The organism is Lysobacter terrae (assembly GCF_054782215.1).
Genome location: NZ_BAAGSX010000001.1, coordinates 205,942 through 226,334, shown reverse-complemented (window position 1 = coordinate 226,334; position 20,393 = coordinate 205,942). Strand labels below are relative to the sequence as shown.

Here is a 20,393-nt window from a genome sequence, read left to right as displayed (position 1 = left end):
CAATCCTCGCAATCCCCAACCGGGTCGCGGAACGAGTGCAATCCGCGTCACGAAACGCGCCAAGCGCTTAATGGAAGCTCTACGCCCCTGCGGCTAACGTGCCCCCCATGCCCCTGCAGCAATCATCCAAGCGTGGCGTGACGGCGCACCAGCGCCGTGTTCGCCGACTGATTTCGGAGCTGCGCATTCTGCGCACTGCGATGGATGAACTGTCGGCGTATGTCTACGCCAAGGATCTGGCGGGACGCTACACCTTCGCCAACCGCGCGCTGCAGGCGCTGTATGGCGCGACCGCCAACGAAGTCCTTGGCTGCGACGACGCCCGCTTCTGGGACATGTCGCGTTCCGAGGCGCTCAGGCACAACGACCGTCTGGTGATCGAAGACGGCGTGCGCCTGGAAACCGAGGAGCAGCTGGCCTTGATCGAAAACGAACCGCGCACCTATTTCAGCGTGAAGGCGCCCGTGCGCGATGCGCGTGGACGCGTTACCGGCGTCGCCGGCGTGTCCACCGACATCACCCACTTCAAGCGCCTGGAGTCGGAGCTGCTGCAGAAAAATGCACTGCTGGAATCGCTGCTGGAAAACGTCGACGCCTGCATCTACACCAAGGACCGCGCACGCCGCTACACCTACGCCAACGCGAAGATGGCGGCGATAGTAGGCCGCGAACCGCACGAGCTGATCGGCCACACCGACGAAGAGCTGGTCGCACCCGAAGTCGCCGCCAACTGGCGCGTGCTCGACGATCGCGTCTTCGCCACCGGCTCGACCCAGTCGGGCGAACAGATTTCCACCTCTCCCAGCGGCGAGATCCGCCACTTCTGGGTCGTGCAGATCCCGCAACGCGATCGCGGCGGCGAGATCGTCTCCCTACTCGGCATCGCCACCGACTTCACCCAGTTCTACAAGTTGAAGGAAGAACTGGCGCGCCAGGCCACCACCGACGAACTCACCGGCGTGCGCAACCGGCGCAGCCTGCTGGAAACCGCGCGCCAGGAGTTCACCCGCGCGAATCGCTACCAGCATCCGCTGTCGGTGCTGATGCTCGACATCGATCACTTCAAGTCCATCAACGACCGCTACGGCCATGATGTCGGCGACAAGGTCCTGCGCGCGGTGGCCGACGCCTGCCGCCGCGAACTGCGCGACAGCGACGTGCTCGGCCGGCTGGGCGGCGAGGAGTTCGGCGTGGTCCTGCCCAACACCAGCCGCGACGGCGCCATGGCCGTCGCCGAGCGCCTGCGTGTCCGCATCGACGCGCTACGCCTGGGCGGCGACTGGGGCGGCAACATCACACCCAAGGTGAGTATCGGCGTGGCGTGCATCCAGGGCGCCACCCGCATCGAAGCGGTGCTCAAGCGCGCCGATCAGGCGCTGTATGCGGCGAAGGCGGCCGGACGCAATCGCGTGTACGTGGCGGACGAAGCGGCCGGCGACGACGACCACTTTCCTCCGGCCACGACTACCGGCTAGCCGCCGCCTTCGCGCCCGCGTCGTTACCGGGGCGCGCCTTCGCGGCGGGAACCTGCGGATGGTTCGGCCTGGGCGCCTGCCGCGCCACGGTCTGCAGCTTCGCGACACTCTCGATCGGTACGGCCTCGGCCGTCTGCGATTGCGGCCACCACAGGAACACGAAGGCACCGCTGCTGCCCAGCAGGCGCGCGGTGCCGGCCCGCGGTGCGCTGTCACCGGCCATGGTCACCTGCACGCGATGCCCCGCGCCCGCGCGGATGTACTTGCCCTTCTGCTGCACGTAATTCAGCGTCGCCCACAACATCGCGCAGCACATGGCGACCGACACACCGGTTTCCGGGGTCAAGCCGACGCCCTTCCAGCGCAGCCAGCGGCTTTCGGGAAATACCCAGCGGCCCCACCACCGCTCGCGCAGCGCAGCGGCGCGCTGCGGATAAGTGCGGCGGTAGAGGTCGGCGCCCGACACCGCCAGCGTCAGCGCCACCGACACTAGCAGGATGAGCGCATAGGTCGGGTCGCGCAGCCCGGCGACGAGGTAATCGCTGGCCTGCATGTATTCCAGGATCGGCAGGCCGAAGCCGCGGTAGAACCAGAAATTCGCCCACAGCCCGATGAAGGACACGAACAGGTAGGCCAGGGTGAACAGCAGCGTCGGTTCGCGGCACAGGCGCCGCCAGGCGCGCACCGCCAGCGGAACGGTCCCCATGGCTTCCGCCGCCGCGATGGACGGAGGCGGAAGGGTCCCCGGTTCCGACACCGGGCTGCTCGACGCCGCGCCCGTCGGGTCTTGCGTCGCTACGGCTTCACTGTTGCTCACGAGAGCCCCCTTTAATCCCTCCATCCTAGCCGCGCGCGCCGCGAATCTGAACGACCGGCCGAGATCGCGCGAAGCATCGGCAGCCCGCGCTCACCCGGTATAATTCCCGCTCCACGCACACGGTGGGAGAAGCGGCCGTCCGGACCCGGACGAACGCTGCCGAAGGCGCAACCGCCCGGAATCGCTCAGGCCCACGTACTTCCGTGTCGCGAACACTCTGGAGAGACCGGCTCGCACCGTTCGCCTAAGGGCGCTGCATCGCGAGAACCGGCGCCGAAGGGGCAAGAAGCCGCGCGGGGATCCCTCCCCTTCCGCGCGCTTCCAAACTCTCAGGCAAAAGGACAGAGGGGCACTCCACGTACGGGATCTCGCGATCTCCGCACGCCCGGCTGCAAGCCAACTATGGATGCCCCATGAGCCAGACCCAGTCCTCGCTGCGCGACCTCGAACACCACGGCGCTTTTCTTGAGCGCCATATCGGCCCCAACGACACCGAAATCGCGCACATGCTGCGCGCGGTCGGCCACACCTCGCTGGACGCGCTGACCGACGCCATCGTCCCCGGTTCGATCAAGTCGCCCAATCCGCTGGCGCTGCCGGCACCGATCACCGAAGTCGAAGCCATCGCCAAGATCCGCGCGATCGCCTCGAAGAACCAGGTGTTCAAGTCCTACATCGGCCAGGGCTACTACGGCACGCATACGCCGAACGTCATCCTGCGCAACATCCTCGAGAACCCGGCGTGGTACACGGCCTACACGCCGTACCAGGCGGAGATCTCGCAGGGCCGCATGGAAGCGCTGATCAACTTCCAGACCCTGTGCGCCGACCTGACCGGCATGGAGATCGCCAACGCTTCCCTGCTCGACGAGGCCACCGCCGCCGCCGAAGCGATGACGCTGGCCAAGCGCTCGTGCAAGTCGAAGTCGAACGTGTTCTTCGTGTCGAACGGCGTGCATCCGCAATCGCTGGAAGTCATCCGTACCCGCGCCGAGCCGCTGGGCATTGAGATCGTGGTCGGTAACGATGCCGACGCGATGAACGTCCATGCTTTCGGCGTAATGCTGCAGTACCCCAACACCTTCGGCCAGGTCGGCGATTACAAGGCGCTGGCCGATGCCGTGCATGCGCGCGGTGGCCTGGTCGCCGTCGCCACCGACCTTCTGGCGCTGACGCTGATCGCCGCGCCGGGCGAATGGGGCGCGGACATCGTCGTCGGCAACTCGCAGCGCTTCGGCGTGCCGTTCGGCTTCGGCGGTCCGCATGCCGCGTTCATGGCCTGCCGCGACGCCTTCAAGCGCTCGATGCCGGGCCGCCTGATCGGCGTGTCGGTCGATGCCGAAGGCAAGCCGGCCTACCGCCTCACCCTGCAGACGCGCGAACAGCACATCCGCCGCGAGAAGGCGACGTCCAACATCTGCACCGCGCAGGTGCTGCTCGCGGTGATGGCCTCGATGTACGCCGTCTACCACGGCCCCGAAGGCCTGATCCGCATCGCGCAGCGCACCCATCGCCTCGCCGCGATCCTCGCCGCCGCGCTGGGCAAGGCCGGCGTGAACGTGGGGCCGGACTTCTTCGACACCCTGCACGTCACCGGCATCGACGCCGCCGCGATCCACGCCAAGGCCAAGGCCGCACGCGTCAACCTGCGCGCTATCGACGCCGGCAGCGTCGGCATCAGCCTGGATGAAACCACTACGCGCGAAGACGTCGTCGCGCTGGCCAACCTGTTCGGTGCGAACGCCTCCGACATCGACGCGCTCGACGCGGCCACCGCCGATGCGATTCCGGCCGGCCTGAAGCGTACGTCGGCGTTCCTCACCCACCCGGTGTTCAACACGCATCACAGCGAGCACGAACTGCTGCGCTACATGCGCGCGCTGGCCGACAAGGACCTGGCGATGGATCGCACCATGATCCCGCTGGGCTCGTGCACGATGAAGCTCAACGCTACCGCGGAGATGATCCCGGTGACCTGGCCGGAATTCGGCAACCTGCATCCGCTCGCCCCGGCCGACCAGGCAAAGGGCTATAAGGAGCTGATCGACGGCCTGGAAGCGATGCTGGTCGAATGCACCGGCTACGACGCGGTGAGCCTGCAGCCGAACTCGGGCGCGCAGGGCGAATACGCCGGCCTGCTCGCGATCCGCGCCTACCATCGCGCACGCGGCGAAGCCCATCGCGACATCTGCCTGATCCCGGATTCCGCGCACGGCACCAACCCGGCTTCGGCGCAGATGTGCGGCATGACCGTCGTCGTCACCAAGACCGACAGCAACGGCAACGTCGACGTCGACGACATCCGCCGCAACGCGGAGAAGTACAGCGACCGCCTCGCCGCGATCATGATGACCTACCCCTCAACGCACGGCGTGTTCGAGGAAGAAGTCGTCGAGATCTGCGAGATCATCCACAAGCACGGCGGCCAGGTGTACACCGACGGCGCCAACATGAACGCCCTGGTCGGCGTGGCCAAGCCGGGCAAGTGGGGTTCGGACGTTTCGCACCTCAATCTGCACAAGACCTTCTGCATTCCGCACGGCGGCGGCGGCCCGGGCGTGGGTCCGTGCGCAGTGAAGTCGCACCTGGCCCCGTTCCTTCCGCGCGCGCTCGGCGACGATGGCCTGCGCACCCAGGGCGTCGGCGCGGGTAATGTCGGCATGGTCAGCGCGGCGAGCTTCGGCTCGGCTTCGATCCTGCCGATCAGCTGGATGTACGTGACCTTGATGGGCGCCGAAGGCCTGCGCAAGGCCACGCAGGTCGCCCTGCTCAACGCCAACTACATCGCCAAGCGCCTGGCGCCGCATTACGAGACGCTCTACACCGGCCGCAACGGACTGGTGGCGCACGAGTGCATCCTCGACCTGCGTCCGCTCAAGGACGCGACCGGCATCAGCGCCGAAGACGTGGCCAAGCGCCTGATCGACTTCGGCTTCCACGCGCCGACGCTGAGCTTCCCGGTCGCCGGCACGCTGATGGTGGAACCGACCGAGTCCGAGTCGTTGCACGAACTGGACCGCTTCATCGACGCGATGATCCAGATCCGCGACGAAATCCGCGCCATCGAAGACGGCAAGCTCGACCGCGAGGACAACCCGCTCAAGAACGCCCCGCACACCGCGACGGCCGTGTCCGCGAGCGAGTGGACCCACGCCTATCCGCGCGAACTGGCTGCTTTCCCGCTGCCGTCGCTGAAGCTGCAGAAGTACTGGCCGCCGGTGGCGCGCGTGGACAACGTCTACGGCGACAAGAACGTCATGTGCGCGTGCATCCCGGTGGATGCGTACAAGGATGAGGTCGAGGCGTAAGCCGCGGCTAGTTCTTCTCCCCGCTTGCGGGGAGAAGATGCCCGAAGGGCAGATGAGGGGGAGCGAGCGGAGCGAGCTGCTCTTCGGCAAGCAACAGCAAAACCAAAAGCAGCTCGCTGCGCTCGCTCCCCCTCACCCGCCCTTCGGGCACCCTCTCCCCGCACGCGGGGAGAGGGGCGAGTTCACGCAAGGCCTTCGATGATGCGCACATCGCGCTCGGCCGCGCCGACCAGATGCACGAGCGTGGCCTGGTAATCCGGACTCTCGTAAGCGGAGAGGGCCGCCTGCAGGCTATCGAACTCGACGATGACCAGGCGCGTGGCTACGCCCTCCTCATACGTCCGTGCAGGTTCACCGCCGGCGACGACGCGGCCGCCGTGCGCGAGGATGGCGTCTGTCGCGGGCGCGACGTAGCGCTCCACCGCGACGGGATCGGTAATGGATCGCCAGGCGATGACCCAGTAAGCCTTGTTCATTTCAACCTCCGGCGACCGTGGGCCGCTGCATCAATGGAATGACGCAACGCTACGCGCCTGCCTGGCGCGTGCGAATCCCTGGCTTCCGGCAGACATTCTTCCATGGCACGGAACAATGCCATTAAGGTGCTGCGCCCTGCATGCACCTGAGGCTTCTACTGGCGGCAGTACCGATCCGCCACGTGCAGGGCCTCGTCGATGATGGCCAGGCCGTCGCGCAGGGCCTGCTCTTCGATGTTCAGCGGCGGCGCGACGTGCAGGCGATTGGAGACCACAAATGGCCACAGATCGCGTCGCTTGCATGCGGCGGCGAATTCGGCCATCGGCGCATCGGCGCCACCGGAGGCGTTGAACGGCACCAGCGGCTCGCGCGTAGCGCGGTCGCGTACCAGTTCGAGCGCCCAGAAAGCGCCGAGCCCGCGCACGTCGCCGACCGAAGGGTGACGCTCCTGCAACGCGCGCAATGCCGGCCCGATCACTTCCTCGCCCAACCGGCGGGCGCGTGCAATCAGGTTCTCTTCCTTGTAGATGCCGATGCAGGCCACGGCCGCCGCGCACGCGAGCGGGTGACCGGAATAGGTGAGACCGCCCGGGTACGCACGGGTCGCGAAGCTGTTGGAGATGCTTTCGCTCATGATCACCCCGCCGAGCGGTACGTAGCCGGAGTTCACGCCCTTGGCGAAGGTGATCAGATCCGGCACGACGTTCCAGTGATCGACCGCGAACCATTCGCCACAGCGTCCGAACCCCACCATCACTTCATCCGCTATCAGCAGGATGCCGTGCGTATCGCACAGCGCACGCACGCCTTGCAGATAGCCGTCGGGCGGCACGAGGACGCCATTCGCGCCAACCACACTTTCGAGCAGGATCGCGGCGATACCCTGCGCGCCTTCGACCATGATCGTGTCGGCCAGATGCGCCAGCGCTCGCTCGCATTCTTCGGCTTCGTTCGTTGCATGGAAGGCCGAGCGATACGGATACGGCCCCCAGAAGCGCGCGATGCCGGGCGCACCGGGTTCCGACGCCCAGCGCCTGGGATCGCCGGTCGCGGTGATCGCACCGGCAGTCGCACCGTGGTAGCTGCGATAAGCCGTCAGCACCTTGTGGCGGCCGGTGTGCACGCGCGCCATGCGGATCGCGTTCTCCACGGCCTCGGCGCCACCGTTGGTGAAGAACACGCGGTTGAGATCGCCGGGCGCCAGCTCGGCGATCAGGCGGGCCGCTTCGCTGGTGGCCGCGTTCGCATGGTAGGGCGCGATCGTGCACAGCGTCTCCGCCTGCGCCTGGATCGCGGCGATCAGCTTGGGGTGTTGATGGCCGACGTTGGTGTTGACGAGTTGGCTGGAGAAATCCAGCCAGCGCCGACCCTCCTCGTCCCAGAAATGCGCGCCCGACGCACCGGTCACCACGACCGGCTGAAATGCACCGTGCGCCGACCACGAGTGCAGCACGTGTCGACGATCGCTTTGCCGCGCCGCCGAGAGCCCGCCGTCGTCGACGCGCTTGCTGGCAGCATCGAGCACGCCCTCCATGCCCGCCTCGTCATGCATGGCCGTCATCGCTCAGGGAATGAAGGTCTGTTCGGGATCGTCGAAGGACTTGAACTCCAGCGCGTTGCCGGACGGATCGAACAGGAACATGGTCACGTGCTGCCCGGGCTTGCCCTTCAAGCGCAGGTGCGGCTCTTCGTGGAATGCCACGCCAGCTGCCTTCAGGCGCCGGGCCAGTGCCTCCCAGGCCACGCGGTCCAGGTTCATGCCGAAGTGCGGCACCGGCACCGCCTCGCCGTCGAAACGACCGCCCTGCAAGGGCTGCCCCTCGGCGGAGATGTGCGCGACGAGGTGGTGCCCGAAGAAATCGAAATCCTGATAGGTCGTATCGCTCCTGCCCTTCGGACAACCCATCACCTCGCAGTAGAAGCGGCGGGCCTCGTCGAGATCGCGCACCGGAAAGGCGAGGTGGAACTGGGTGATGCGCTGAGGCGTCTCGGCCCGATTCACGACATGGCCCTCGAGCGTGCGTCGCTCGCTTCGAAGATGTTCTTCCAGAACAGGTTCCATGCGCCGATGCTGCGCTCGTAACCGCGCGCGAGCTCGGGCAGCGCGGCGGGTTCGTGACGGATGTAGTCGTCGATCGCCTTGCGCGTCAGTTCGCCATGGACGATGTCCACCTCGCCGGTGTGGATGGTCCAGAACTCCCAATCGATCCGGTCTGCGTGCTCGCGCATATACGGATGCACGCGCAGATGTTCGAACATCACCGCGAGATAAGTCTGGCAAAGGCATTCGCCGCCCATGCCGCGCAGTCCCACGCCGAAGGCCGGACCGCTTTCGGCTAGTTCATCCGTGAGCTCGTCGAGGATGACGCGATTCGCCGGAAGGCAACGATCCAGCTCCGCGGCATCGACGCCGATGCTCATCAGGAAGCGGTCGTAGATCGCGGGATGCGCGCGATTCTCGTCGCCGTCGCCGAGCTCTTCGGCGAGGATCTGACTGAGCAGGCTGCGTAGGCCACCGAAGGGCAGCTTGGCGAGCAGGAGCGACAGATCGCGTATGTAGTCGATCGTGAAGAAGCGATATTGCACGCATACCTGCCGCACCGAATCGATCGGCATTTGCGCCAGTGCCTGCATGCGCTGCCCGGCAAGCGCCTCGGTCGCTTCCTTCGCCTCGTCGGCGAATTGCCAGAAGGTCTGGCGATTCAAATCCCCGGTCGTCACCAGGGCGGGCATCGGCGGCTTCGCCGCCAGATTGGGGTCGTTCTGCAATGACATGCGCAATCCATGAGCGAGATTGTTGGTCGAAGAGTAGCTCCACACCATGTGGAGAAATGCGAAAAATCACGCCGCGACGATAGCCCGTGACACCGGCCATACAGTTCACGTCGCGTTGACGTCGTAATGCAAGAAGGCCCGTTAGGCTTCGCATCTACGCCGCGATCCGCGCATTCATCCATCGCCGCACATTCACCTTCGTCATGAAATTGCGACGATACTCGAGCTGCATGAACGGGACCGAACGCACCTTGTGTTTTGCTCTGCAATACCAGCGGAACATCCACCAGTAACCGCGCCTCACGCCCACAGGAGAATCCGTCCACCGATGGCCGCAGCGAACACATCGACGCGCGCGAGCTGCGTGAATCTGCTCTGGACCGGCGGATGGGACTCGACCTTTCGCCTGCTGCAACTGCTGCTATTGCATCGCGTAGCGGTCACGCCGCATTACCTGGAGGACGCGACCCGGCCCTCGACGCCGATCGAACTGGAAACGATCGCGCGCATCGGCGATCACCTGCGCGAGACCTATCCGCACACCCGCGAGTTGCTGCGGCCGCTGCGCGTAAGCCCGGTCGCCACGATTCCGGAAGATCCCGATGTCAACGAGGCCCTGCGGCAGATCCGCGAGAGGGTCTTCATCGGCAGTCAGTACGCGTGGCTGCCGGCGTATTGCCAGGTGGCGGGACTGGACGAGATCGAACTGGGCGTGCACATCGACGACAAGGTGCAGGCCCTGGTGCGTCCGTTCGCCCTGGAGTTCGAGCATCCGGGCGGGTTCCGCAGCGTGCGCGTCGATCCGCGCTACGCCGACACGCCCGAATATGTGCTTTTCCACAACTTCAGTTTTCCTTTGTTCCACATCGACAAAGTCGGCATCGACCGCGAAGCCAATGCACGCGGCTGGGGCGCGATCATGGACATGACCTGGTTCTGCCACCGCCCGGTGCGCGGCAGGCCGTGCGGCATCTGCGCGCCCTGCGTCTACACCATCGAGGAAGGGCTGGCGCGCCGTGTACCGCCGTCGCGACGCGTGGTGTCCTATTTCTACCGCCGTCTCGCCCTGCCCCTGAAGGAACCCCTGCAGCGCATGCGCGCCTCGTGGCATCGAACCCCAGCGGACCACGGTGCGACGACGTCCCCGGGACGTTGACCGGCGGTCACTGGCTTATCCCACGCCCCAGGGTCTACAGTCGGCTGGCCGGCGATGGACTCGGCTTCTGCCTGAGAGCGGGACGGCCGCTTCGGGCAGGAAAGGACGTTCGCTGGCAAGACGGACCCGCGCGACAAGGGGACACGCGGTCGGTCGGATACAGGGCGTGGACAGGTGCCCTGTTAGCTTCGCGGAGCCCAGCGGCATGGCACCGACAGGTGCGGGTCGCGCCGGATGCCTCGGCATTCCTACAGGGAGGTGGTGTTTGCCCACGGCCGAACTGCTTATCGTCGAGGACTCTCGCGCCGACGCCCACCTGGCGATGCGGGTGCTGTTCAAGCGCCATATCGCCGAGCGCATCGAATGGGCGCACGACGGCCAGGCCGCACTCGATTTCCTCTTCCGCGAAGGCGCATACGCCGATCGCGAGCCCGGCAATCCGAAGCTGGTCGTGCTGGACATCAACATGCCGGGGTTGAACGGTCTGCAGGTGCTAGACCGGATCCGCCTGCATCCATTGACCAAGCATGTCCCCGTCGTGTTGTTCAGTACCTCCGAAACTACGGCCGACATCCGGCTGGGCTATGAGCGCGGCGCGAACAGCTACCTCAACAAGCCGCTGGACCCCAAGGACTACGTGGAACTGCTGGCCAAGACCGGCGAGTACTGGATCAAGGAGAACCGCCTGCCGGGCTGATCGGCGTGGGTACAGCCATGGAAATTCCGCGCGAATTAACGGTTTACGACTCTTTATGGGAGTCGAGGCAGACGAGGGACGTCGGTTTCGGCTGCCCCTCTTTGTCAGTTTCGGACTTGTGATGTCGGTTCACTTTTTGCCGACGGTGATCGCAATCCCGCTTCGATCAAGTGCAAGCGAAGGACCCCTTTCAACGTGACGAGCGTCGCAAATCCGCACCAATCGTCTTGACCAAGCTTTCGCCAACGTCACTCACATCAAGGAGGAAGGCAATGGGCTATCGCATCGAATTTCGCACCCAGGGCGGCGACGCCGGCGTCATCGCAAGCACCCTGGACGACTCCCGGTTTCCAACCTTCGTGCAGGCCGTGGCGGCGGTGCGCGCCGAGGTATTGAACTGGGCCCGGGCACGGTCGCCCGAGGTGGTGGTCAACATCTTCGACCAGCGCGATCACCTGGCGAGCCGCCTGCAGCTGGCCGTGCCGACCAGTGGTTCCGTCCGTGGCTGAAATGGAGATGCTGCCATGTCACCGCTACCGAGAATTGCCGCCGGACTGGCAATAGCGTTCGCTTGCGGCCCCGTCTTCGCGCAGAGCGCCGGCTTCGGGCTGTCGCTGCGTGTGTTGCCACCGAGTACCACCGAGCAAACTGTAGAGCTGCCCACGCCTCCGCGCGCGCAGGCGCTGCCTCGGGGTAATCACGACAAGCGTCTCCTCTACGCCGGCAGTGCCGATGAAGCCGAGCGCTTCTACGAGACCGCGCTCCCTGCGCTGGGCTATTACCGGACCGAGCGAAAGCCCCATGGTGCCGTATGGGAACGCGGCGACGTGCGCACGGAGCTGCTGTTCTATCCCGTGACCGGGCAGCCGTTGGCGACCGGCATTCTCATCCGCAGCACCGAAGGTTGAATCCATCGGCCGTCGGATGAGTTGGAACGCACTGTAGCGCTGGTGCGCGGATAGCGATCCACCTCTTCGTGGAAGCCACGCCCCGCCTGTTCCAAGTGTTTTTGGTGCGGCAAGCGCGCCCATTGGCAACGCAACCGAAACGATCCTTCTTTTTTTCCGTCTTTGTCGGCCTGTGGGGCGCTACCCATACTTCGCGCCACGTTTCATCCATCCACGGCCGAGAGACCCACATGATCAAGCGCCTCACCCTTACCGCCGCCCTGCTGGGCCTGAGCGCCACGGCGTTCGCGGCCCCCGTCAGCTACAAGATCGATCCGAACCATACCGACGTCATCGCGAGCTGGAACCACCTGGGCTTCTCCACGCCTTCGGCCCACTTCGGCGACGTCGACGGCACCATCAACTACGACGCGAAGAACGTGAAGGCGTCTTCGGTCAAGGTCACCATTCCGCTCAGCGGCATGGATGTGTACTCGGTGAAGTTCGACCAGCACATCCGCAGCGACCAGCTGCTCGACGCGGCCAAGTTCCCGACGATCGCCTTCGAAAGCACCAAGGTCGAAGCGGTAGGCAAGGGCAAGCTGCGCGTCAGCGGCAACGTGACCGTCAAGGGCGTGACCAAGCCGGCCGTGCTGGACGTCACCCTCAACGGCCAGGGCGTGCACCCTATGGCCAAGAAGGAAGCGATCGGCTTCAACGCCACCACGACGCTGAAGCGCAGCGACTTCGGCCTGGGCCTGGCGGCGCCGGCGGTGAGCGACGAGGTGACGATTCGCATCACGACCGAGGCGCTGGTGCAGTAAGCCGACGCATACTGGCTGAACGAAAAAGGCCTCTTCTTCTCCCCGCTTGCGGGGAGAAGGTGGCGCGAAGCGCCGGATGAGGGGCGGCGAGCGCAGCGAGTTGCTCTTGCTCTTAGATAAGCAACAGCAACAGCAGCTCGCTTCGCTCGCTCCCCCTCACCCGCCCTTCGGGCACCCTCTCCCCGCTTGCGGGGAGAGGGAAAAATAAGAAGGCCCCTTTCGGGGCCTTCTTCGTTACTGCGTACTACTGTCTTTAGCGCGCAGGCGCCGAGCGATGCTGCTGCAACCAGGCATCGATCGCCGGCAGGCGTTCGCCCCGCACCTTGACCCGGTACTGGATGTTGGCGATAGCCGTATCGAATTCGCGACGCGAGCCGGCGGCGATGTAGTGCTCGGCGAACGCGGTGAGCTTGGCGATCGTCGCCGGGTCCAGCGAGTTGTTCGCCAGGCGCGGGTAGTAACGGCTCAGCGAGGTGGTGTCGACCTTGCTGTTCACCTGCTCGCGGTGCGTGGTGGCGAAGTCGAACGCCAGTTCCGGATTGCGGCCGGAAACGGCGGAAATCATCCGCGCGCTATTGGTCTCGCCCGGCTCCGGCGTCAGCGCCAGCTCGAGGGCACGCTGCGCCAGCGCCGCGTCCTCGCTCTCGGACAGCAGCAGGTAGTACTCGTCCTTGATCAGCGCCGTCTTTTCCGCCTGTGCCGCGGCATGCAGCTTGTCCCACGTAGCCGCGTCGGCATGCAGGGCGACGACACCGAGGATGGTCTTGCGCAGTGCCGTCGGCATCGAAGTCGCATCGCCGGCCGCGTAGCGGCGGCGCGCCTCGTCGATCACCGCCTTGTCGCCCAGCGCGCTCAAGGACTCGATCAGCTGCGTGCGCAGGACCACGACCGGATCGGCTTCGCCTTGCTTCGCTTCCCAGCCAACACGCGCGAACACCGGCGCGAGCGTGCGAACGGCGAAGTTACGGAACGTGGCCTGGCGTGCGGCATCGCCGCGGTAGTACTCGTCGATACCGACGAGGCGATCGGCGATCTCGCCCCAGATCTGCGGATCGGCTTCGACCGGTGTCGCGCGCGCCAGTTCGAGGTAATCGGTCGCAGGACGCAGACCGACCATGCCCAGTGACCAGGCATCGGTCAGCAGTCCCAATTGGTCCATCGGGTCGAGCTTGGCGAAACCGTCGCGTATCGCCGCGAACTGCGGTTGCGCATACAACGTGCGGTAGTAACCGCTCTGCCCGGCGTTGACGATGAGCGGACCGCAACCTGGCACGTCCAGCGTCGCCTTGCCGCCTTCGACCACCGTACGCACCGGCTCACCGCCAGCCTGCGCGATCACCGGCACTCGCCAGTGCAGCGGCGCCTTGCCGGGACGGTCCTTGGTGAACTCGCCCTGGGTGAGTTGCACCGTCGTCTTGCTGCCATCGCACGTCGCGGATTCGACGCGGATCAGCGGCACGCCGGGCTGCAGGGTGAAGTCGTGGGCGATATCGAGAATGGGCTTGCCGGCCGCCGACTGCACTTCGCGCCACAGATCGTCGGAGACCGTGTTGCCGTAAGCGTGAACCTTCATGTAATTGCGCACGCCTTCGCGCCAGGCCTGCTCGCCGACGAAGCCCTCGAGCATGCGGATCACCGCACCGCCCTTCTGATAGGTGATCGAGTCGAAGGCCTGGCTGGCCTGCTCCACCGTCTCCACGTGCTGCACCACCGGATGCGTGGAAGCCACCGCGTCGCGCGACATCGCGCTCTCGCGGCCGTGGACGGTGCTCAGGCGGGTGTTCCACTCCGGATGCAGCTTCGCGGTGGTCCGGCCGGCCATCCAGGTGGCGAAGCCCTCGTTGAGCCAGAGGTCGTCCCACCAGCTCATCGTCACCAGATCGCCGAACCACTGGTGCGCAATCTCGTGCGCCGCAACCGAATACACGCGCTGCTTGTCGGACTGCGTCGAGATGGACGGATCCAGCAACAGCGTGTGCTCGAAGGTGAAGATCGCGCCCCAGTTCTCCATCGCGCCGAAGAACTGGCTGCTGCCGGGCGAGGCGACGTTGTCGAGCTTGGGCAACGGGTACGGCGTATCGAAGTAGTCGTTGTATTCGCGCAGCACGTCGACGGACGAATCGAGCGCGAACCTGGCCTGGTCGATCAGACCGGACTGGGTGACGACGCCGACTTCGGTAGCGCCGAGCTTCGCGGTAGCGCGATCGAAATCGCCAAGGCTGAAGAACAGCAGATAGGTCGACATCTTCGGCGACTGGCCGAACTTCACCTGTTTGGTGCCGTTGCCCAGGTCGGTGGTTTCCGCGGCCGGCATGTTGCTGACCGCGAGCTGCTTGGCCGGCACGGTCGCGCTCAGCGAGAAGGTGGCCTTGTAGTTGGGCTCGTCCCACGAAGGCACGAACTTGCGCGCATCCGAGTTCTCGAACTGCGTGTAGAGCGCGCGTTTCTTGCCGGCCTGGGTGTCGTAGTCGATCGCGAACAGGCCGTTGGCCTGGGTGCCGATCTTGCCGGTGTAGTCGGTCGCCAGCGTGTAGCGGCCTGCCGTCAGGGGCTTGTCGAAGGCGAAAGTGGCGGTCTGGGCATCGGCGTCGGTCGTCACCTTCGGCGTCTTCGCCGCGCCCTTGGCGCCGGTGAGCATGGCATTGCTGAAGGTCATATCGACGGCGTTGAGGGTGATCGACGCCGTCGGCTCGAGCACGTCCAGCGTGATCGAGACATGGCCCTTGAACGTCAGCGATTGCGCATCGGGGGTTACCGCGATGTCGTAGTGCGCAGGGCGGACGTTGCGCGGAAGCTGCGTCGTCGCGTCCTTCACTTCCGGAGCGGTGATGGGCGCGGTGATGCCCGCTTCGGCAGCCAGGACGGGGGCGGTGCCGGCGAGCGCCAGTGCGATAGCGGTAACCAGGGTGCGACGCATGCGGTGTCCTTCGTTTCGGTGGGCTCTTTCCCGGATTGGCGCGACCATAGGCCTGGAGACGCAAGCCGGGCGTGAGCGGAACCCTCCGATGGTGGCGATCCTGGGCGGGGCGACCGACCGCCAGAAGTCATGGGCGCCAAAAAGCGCTCGCTGCGCTCGCTCCCCTCACCCGCCCTTCGGGCACCCTCTCCCCGCTCCGCGAGGAGAGGGTTTGTCCTGTGCCGTCCGATTTCGTCGCTTCCGGAGCCCGCTTCATCGCGCCTTCCCGCGTTCCATCGCACGCCCGCTTCCCACGCCAGCCCAGGCGCTCTACCTTCGCCGCAACCAAGACAGCCCCCGACACCCAAGAGACCGCCACGGTGATCCGAAACCTCTTTTTCGTTGCCCGCATCGCCATTGCCTGGGGAGTCGCGCTCATCGTGGTGGCGGCGTTCTGGGCCGAGATTCCGCTGATCGGCCGCTTCGACCTGCCGGTCGTGCTGCTCACCTTCATCACGCTCGGCCTGGTCGTCACCGCGGCGTTCTCCCACCTGCGCCGTGTCCGCCTCATCGCGGGCTCCGAAGCGGAGTCGCTGGGCAACCGCCAGCGCCGCCAGGTCGAGATCCCCTTCGAGGCCGGCGAAGCCTTCGATCTGCTCGAAGCCGCGATCCGCGAACTGCCGCGCACGCAAGACATCGAAGCGGCGCGCGACAGCCTGCAGGTGCGCGCGAAAGTGCAGCGCCCGGTCGACTTCGCCGAGCAGCCTTTAGGCAAGTGGCATCCGATGCACTGGTTCGGCAAGACCCGCAACCAGATCCTCGCCACGGTGACGCCGGTCAACGGCACCGGCAGCGTAACGCTCATCTGCGAGCCGGAAGCTGGCGCATGGAGCGACTGGTTCCGCGTCGACGAAGGCACCAACTTCGAGAACGCCAACGCGATCACCCGCGCGATCACCCGCCGCATCGCCGAGCGCAGGCGCAACGAGCAAGCCGCCGCCGCGCAGACCGCTACGGAAAAGGAGCTCACCGTCGCTCGGCTCAATCTGCTGCATGCGCAGGTCGAGCCGCACTTCCTCTACAACACGCTGGCCAGCGCGCAATACCTCACCCGCACCGATCCGGCTCGCGCCGATGAAATGCTCGGCCACCTGATCCAATACCTGCGCCATTCCCTGCCGCGCACCCGCGACGAACTGGCCACGCTGGGCGACGAGCTCGAACGTGCCCTCGCCTATCTGGAGATCCTCAAGATCCGCATGGGGCAGCGCCTCAGCGTGCAGGTCGATGTGCCTACCGACCTGCGCCAGACCAAGCTGCCGCCGATGATGCTGCAGACGCTGGTGGAGAACGCGATCAAGCACGGACTGGAACCGCGCACCGCCGGTGGCACTGTGTGGATTCGTGCCCGCGGCGGAGACGACGGGGTGTCGATTACCGTTGCCGACGACGGCGAAGGATTCAACGCACAGAGCAGCGGAACCGGCATCGGCCTGAAGAACGTGCGCGAACGCCTGCAGCTGGTGTTCGGCGGCAAGGCCTCGCTGGCGGTGGTCGCCAACTTCCCGTCGGGCGTCGCCGCGACGATCAGTGTGCCGGCGGTGACGGCCACGGCTTCGACTTCGGCGTCGTCTTCGCAGCCACCGGCGTGGCCGACGACCGCCAATGCAAGCACCGAGGAACGCAGCGATGTCTAATTCGCCGACCGCTGTGATCGCTGAAGACGAAGCACTGCTGCGCAGCGCAATGTTGGAACAGCTTCGCGCGGCATGGCCGCAACTGCAGATCGTCGCCGAGTGCGAGGATGGAGCCAGTGCGCTGGAAGCCATCGACGAGCATCAGCCCGACGTCGCCTTCCTCGACATCCGCATGCCCGGCCTCACCGGCCTGGAAGTCGCCGCGGCGGCCACGCAAGCGAGCCCGCAGACGCAGGTGGTTTTCGTCACCGCTTACGACCAGTACGCGATCGATGCCTTCGACCGCGGTGCGATCGACTACCTGCTCAAGCCCATCGCCCCCGAACGCCTGACCGCGACGGTGCAGCGCCTGAAGCTGCGCATGTCCTCCGGACCCAATGACGCAGCGGCGCTGGCCGAAGTGTTGCAGCGGCTTGGGGCGACGTTGCCGAAGAACTCCGCACGTCCGCCGCTCACCTGGCTGACCGCCAGTTCCGGCCGCGAGACCAAGCTGATCCTGGTCGACGACGTCGCCTACTTCCGCGCCGACCACAAGTACACGACGGTGATGACGGCCGAAGGCGAAGCGCTGCTGCGCACGCCGATCCGCGAGCTGCTCGCCGTGCTGGACACCGACACGTTCAAGCAGATCCACCGCTCCACCATCGTCAACCTGAAAGCGATCGCCTCCATCGTCCGCGACGACACCGGCAAGGGCACGGTACGGCTGAAGAACCGGCCGGAGACGCTTACCGTCAGCCAGCCGTTCATGACTCTGTTCCGTCACATGTAAGCGCCCGCCGCGTGCGAGCGGCGCGCTTCACCGGCACTTCAACAGCGCGGCATCGCCGCCAGCAAACTGCGAGAGACCATCATGCGCAATCTAATCGCCGCGGTTTACTTCCTGCTCGCCCTGTTCGGCTGCAACGGCGGCGGCACCGTCATGGACACCCGCTCGGTCGTCGACGGCATCGATGCCCTGCACAGCCGCATCCGCGTCAAGGCCGGGATCGCCCGCTTCGAATGCATCGCCAGCGCGAGCGGCGAATGCCACTACACGCTGTTCCCGCGCGAATGCGCGTCGGCATCCGGCGACTGCAGCAAGCGGCCGCCCGAACGCCTGACCATCGCCGCGGGCGCCACGCGCGAAGTCGTAGGCCTGCCTGCGTTCGATGCCTGCGTCGCGCAGGACGACCAAGCGCCTGCGGGCGATTGCAAATCCCGATGAGCCCCAAGGCTCATTTGCCTGACGGCATCACTATCGAATTTTCGTCGAGTCCCTATCACGAAGTGCCGCAGCGTGATGGGCGATGTGCTCGCCGATAAAACTGGCGATGAAGTAGTAGCTGTGGTCGTAGCCGACTTGGCGACGCAGCGTCAGCGGATGACCGGCCTGCCGGCAGGCCTGCTCCAGCAATTCCGGGTGCAGTTGGGTCGCGAGGAATTCATCGGCGTCGCCCTGGTCGATCAGAAGCGGCAACCGAGGTGCGTTCGGAGCGGATGAGCGGACAAGCTCGCACGCATCCCAGGCACGCCACGCGTCGCGATCCTCGCCGAGGTAAGCGATGAACGCCTTTTCGCCCCACGGCACTTGCGATGGAGCCACGATCGGCGAAAACGCCGAGACGCTGCGATAGCGCCTCGGATTGCGCAGCGCCACGACCAGCGCGCCGTGCCCGCCCATGGAGTGGCCACTGACCGCGCGTGCGTCGCTAGCGTTGAAATGCGCCTCGACCAGCACAGGCAACTCGTCGACGACGTAGTCGTGCATGCGGTAGTGCGCGGACCACGGCGCCTGCGTGGCGTTGAGATAGAAACCCGCGCCCTGTCCCAGGTCGTAGGAGTCCGCATTGGCGACGTGCTCGCCGCGCGGACTGGTGTCCGGCGCCACCACGATCACCCCATGCTCCGCGGCGTATCGTTGCGCGCCGGCCTTGGTGATGAAGTTCTGTTCGGTGCAGGTCAACCCGCTGAGCCAATACAGCACGGGGCACGCGGCTTCCGCGGCCTGCGGCGGCAGGTAGATGCCGAAGCGCATGTCGCAATCGAGCACCGCCGACCGATGCTGCCAGACTTCCTGAAAGCCGCCGAAGCTGGCATGGGATTCGATCTTCTGCATGCGCGATGCTTCAGTAATGAACGACGGTACGGATCGACTTGCCCGCGTGCATCAGGTCGAAGGCTTCGTTGATGCGATCCAACGGCAAGGTGTGGGTGACGAAAGGCGCCAGCTGAATGTCGCCGCGCATCGCCTGCTCGACCATGCCGGGCAATTGGCTGCGGCCCTTGACGCCGCCGAAGGCCGTGCCCTTCCAGGTGCGCCCCGTCACCAGCTGGAACGGGCGCGTGGAAATTTCCTGCCCCGCGCCGGCGACGCCGATGATCACCGACTGGCCCCAGCCGCGGTGCGCGCATTCGAGCGCCGCACGCATCACGTTGACGTTGCCGATGCATTCGAAGCTGTGATCCACGCCCCAGCCGGTCATCTCGACGATGACTTGCTGGACGGGTTTGTCGTGTTCCTTCGGATTGACGAAGTCGGTGGCGCCCATCTCCTTCGCCATGACGAACTTGTCCGGATTGGTATCGATGGCGATGATGCGGCCGGCCTTCGCCTGGCGCGCGCCCTGGATCACCGCCAGGCCGATACCACCGAGACCGAACACCGCGACCGTGTCGCCGGGTTGCACCTTGGCCGTGTTGTGCACGGCACCGATGCCGGTGGTGACACCGCAACCGAGCAGGCAGACCTGTTCGTGGTTGGCGTCCGGATTGATCTTTGCGAGCGACACTTCCGCCACCACCGTGTATTCGCTGAAAGTGGAGCAGCCCATGTAGTGATGAACCGGCGCGCCGTTGAACGAGAAGCGACTGGTTCCGTCCGGCATCACGCCCTTGCCCTGGGTGGCGCGCACCGATACGCATAGATTGGTCTTGCCAGACTTGCAGAACAGGCACTCGCCGCATTCCGCCGTGTACAACGGAATCACGTGATCGCCGGGCTTGACGCTGGTGACACCCTCGCCCACTTCCACCACGACGCCTGCGCCCTCGTGTCCCAGCACCACCGGGAACAGGCCTTCGGGATCATCGCCGCTCAACGTGAAGGCATCGGTATGGCACACGCCGGTGTGGGTGATGCGTACCATCACTTCCCCGGCGCGAGGCGGCGCGACGTCGAGTTCGACGATCTGCAAAGGCTGTCCGGGAGCGAAGGCGACGGCTGCGCGGGATTTCATCGCGTGTCCTTTCCTGAGGTTGGCAAATCTGCGGCTGGCAATTCGCTGCGTCGGCGCAGCGGAGCGGATGGCGTACTGCTTCGAAGCCGATTATGGGCGCAAACACCTAGGACAGGCAGACCACCGGGACGGGATTAGCCCGCGGCATGCACGTGCCGGCGCGACC

General features: G+C 65.7%; 18 protein-coding genes and 1 riboswitch. Of the genes, 10 read left to right on the top strand and 8 right to left on the bottom strand.

The window, feature by feature from the left end:
• The first annotated feature begins 107 nt into the window (after positions 1-107).
• The gene (locus ACYVJ8_RS01140; protein ID WP_460708960.1) at positions 108-1,475 is read left to right on the top strand and encodes a sensor domain-containing diguanylate cyclase; all 1,368 of its coding nucleotides are present in this window, start codon (positions 108-110) and stop codon (positions 1,473-1,475) included.
• Here ACYVJ8_RS01140 and ACYVJ8_RS01135 read toward each other — a convergent pair.
• A complete protein-coding gene (locus ACYVJ8_RS01135) occupies positions 1,465-2,181 on the bottom strand; it encodes a hypothetical protein (RefSeq protein ID WP_460708958.1) in 717 nt (238 codons plus the stop codon). The two genes, ACYVJ8_RS01140 and ACYVJ8_RS01135, sit on opposite strands and share 11 nt — an antisense overlap.
• A 318-nt stretch (positions 2,182-2,499) precedes the next feature.
• A riboswitch (glycine riboswitch) is annotated at positions 2,500-2,647 on the top strand.
• Positions 2,648-2,705: 58 nt separating this feature from the next.
• Between ACYVJ8_RS01135 and gcvP the strand changes: the two genes are divergently transcribed.
• Positions 2,706-5,600 (top strand): aminomethyl-transferring glycine dehydrogenase, encoded by a 2,895-nt coding sequence (gene gcvP / locus ACYVJ8_RS01130; protein ID WP_460708956.1) that lies wholly within the window; start codon positions 2,706-2,708, stop codon positions 5,598-5,600.
• Between the two features lie 182 nt (positions 5,601-5,782).
• Here gcvP and ACYVJ8_RS01125 read toward each other — a convergent pair whose 3' ends face one another.
• From ACYVJ8_RS01125 to ACYVJ8_RS01110, 4 genes are all read right to left on the bottom strand, one after another.
• Positions 5,783-6,076, bottom strand: a complete 294-nt coding sequence (locus ACYVJ8_RS01125) for a DUF1330 domain-containing protein (protein ID WP_460708954.1) — start codon at positions 6,074-6,076, stop codon at positions 5,783-5,785.
• A 155-nt stretch (positions 6,077-6,231) separates the two neighbouring features.
• The gene (locus ACYVJ8_RS01120) at positions 6,232-7,638 is read right to left on the bottom strand and encodes an aminotransferase class III-fold pyridoxal phosphate-dependent enzyme (protein ID WP_460708952.1); all 1,407 of its coding nucleotides are present in this window, start codon (positions 7,636-7,638) and stop codon (positions 6,232-6,234) included.
• 3 nt (positions 7,639-7,641) lie between these two features.
• Positions 7,642-8,079, bottom strand: coding sequence for a VOC family protein (locus tag ACYVJ8_RS01115; protein WP_460708950.1), 438 nt, complete (start codon positions 8,077-8,079; stop codon positions 7,642-7,644).
• Positions 8,076-8,852, bottom strand: a complete 777-nt coding sequence (locus ACYVJ8_RS01110) for an iron-containing redox enzyme family protein (protein WP_460708948.1) — start codon at positions 8,850-8,852, stop codon at positions 8,076-8,078. Before ACYVJ8_RS01110 ends, ACYVJ8_RS01115 begins: the two co-directional genes overlap by 4 nt.
• Before the next feature lie 328 nt (positions 8,853-9,180).
• Between ACYVJ8_RS01110 and ACYVJ8_RS01105 the strand changes: the two genes are divergently transcribed.
• The 5 genes from ACYVJ8_RS01105 (at position 9,181) to ACYVJ8_RS01085 (ending at position 12,416) form a co-directional block, all read left to right on the top strand.
• Positions 9,181-10,008: a hypothetical protein gene (locus ACYVJ8_RS01105; RefSeq protein ID WP_460708946.1), complete on the top strand. Its 828-nt coding sequence runs from the start codon at positions 9,181-9,183 to the stop codon at positions 10,006-10,008.
• 265 nt (positions 10,009-10,273) lie between these two features.
• Entirely contained in the window at positions 10,274-10,705 is a 432-nt protein-coding gene (locus tag ACYVJ8_RS01100) for a response regulator (RefSeq protein WP_460708944.1), read from the top strand.
• Positions 10,706-10,977: 272 nt separating this feature from the next.
• Complete coding sequence (locus tag ACYVJ8_RS01095; RefSeq protein WP_460708942.1) at positions 10,978-11,214, top strand: hypothetical protein; 237 nt, start codon at positions 10,978-10,980, stop codon at positions 11,212-11,214.
• Between the two features lie 15 nt (positions 11,215-11,229).
• Positions 11,230-11,613, top strand: coding sequence for a hypothetical protein (locus tag ACYVJ8_RS01090; protein ID WP_460708940.1), 384 nt, complete (start codon positions 11,230-11,232; stop codon positions 11,611-11,613).
• Between the two features lie 230 nt (positions 11,614-11,843).
• Entirely contained in the window at positions 11,844-12,416 is a 573-nt protein-coding gene (locus ACYVJ8_RS01085) for a YceI family protein (protein WP_460708938.1), read from the top strand.
• A gap of 253 nt (positions 12,417-12,669) precedes the next feature.
• On the opposite strand, the gene ACYVJ8_RS01080 is transcribed toward ACYVJ8_RS01085, so the two are convergent.
• Positions 12,670-15,333, bottom strand: coding sequence for a M1 family metallopeptidase (locus ACYVJ8_RS01080; RefSeq protein ID WP_460708936.1), 2,664 nt, complete (start codon positions 15,331-15,333; stop codon positions 12,670-12,672).
• A gap of 359 nt (positions 15,334-15,692) precedes the next feature.
• Here ACYVJ8_RS01080 and ACYVJ8_RS01075 point away from each other — a divergent pair, with 359 nt between their 5' ends.
• The 3 genes from ACYVJ8_RS01075 to ACYVJ8_RS01065 all read left to right on the top strand — a co-directional run bounded on the left by ACYVJ8_RS01075 (position 15,693) and on the right by ACYVJ8_RS01065 (position 18,216).
• The gene (locus ACYVJ8_RS01075) at positions 15,693-17,009 is read left to right on the top strand and encodes a sensor histidine kinase (protein WP_460708934.1); all 1,317 of its coding nucleotides are present in this window, start codon (positions 15,693-15,695) and stop codon (positions 17,007-17,009) included.
• On the top strand, positions 17,002-17,781 hold the full coding sequence (locus tag ACYVJ8_RS01070) for a LytR/AlgR family response regulator transcription factor (protein ID WP_460708932.1): 780 nt from the start codon (positions 17,002-17,004) through the stop codon (positions 17,779-17,781). Before ACYVJ8_RS01075 ends, ACYVJ8_RS01070 begins: the two co-directional genes overlap by 8 nt.
• 81 nt (positions 17,782-17,862) lie before the next feature.
• Positions 17,863-18,216, top strand: coding sequence for a hypothetical protein (locus ACYVJ8_RS01065; protein ID WP_460708930.1), 354 nt, complete (start codon positions 17,863-17,865; stop codon positions 18,214-18,216).
• Between the two features lie 30 nt (positions 18,217-18,246).
• Here the strand turns inward: ACYVJ8_RS01065 and fghA are convergent, their stop codons facing one another.
• Positions 18,247-19,107, bottom strand: a complete 861-nt coding sequence (fghA, locus tag ACYVJ8_RS01060) for an S-formylglutathione hydrolase (RefSeq protein ID WP_460708928.1) — start codon at positions 19,105-19,107, stop codon at positions 18,247-18,249.
• Positions 19,108-19,117: 10 nt separating this feature from the next.
• Complete coding sequence (locus ACYVJ8_RS01055) at positions 19,118-20,227, bottom strand: S-(hydroxymethyl)glutathione dehydrogenase/class III alcohol dehydrogenase (protein ID WP_460708926.1); 1,110 nt, start codon at positions 20,225-20,227, stop codon at positions 19,118-19,120.
• Positions 20,228-20,393: the final 166 nt, after the last annotated feature.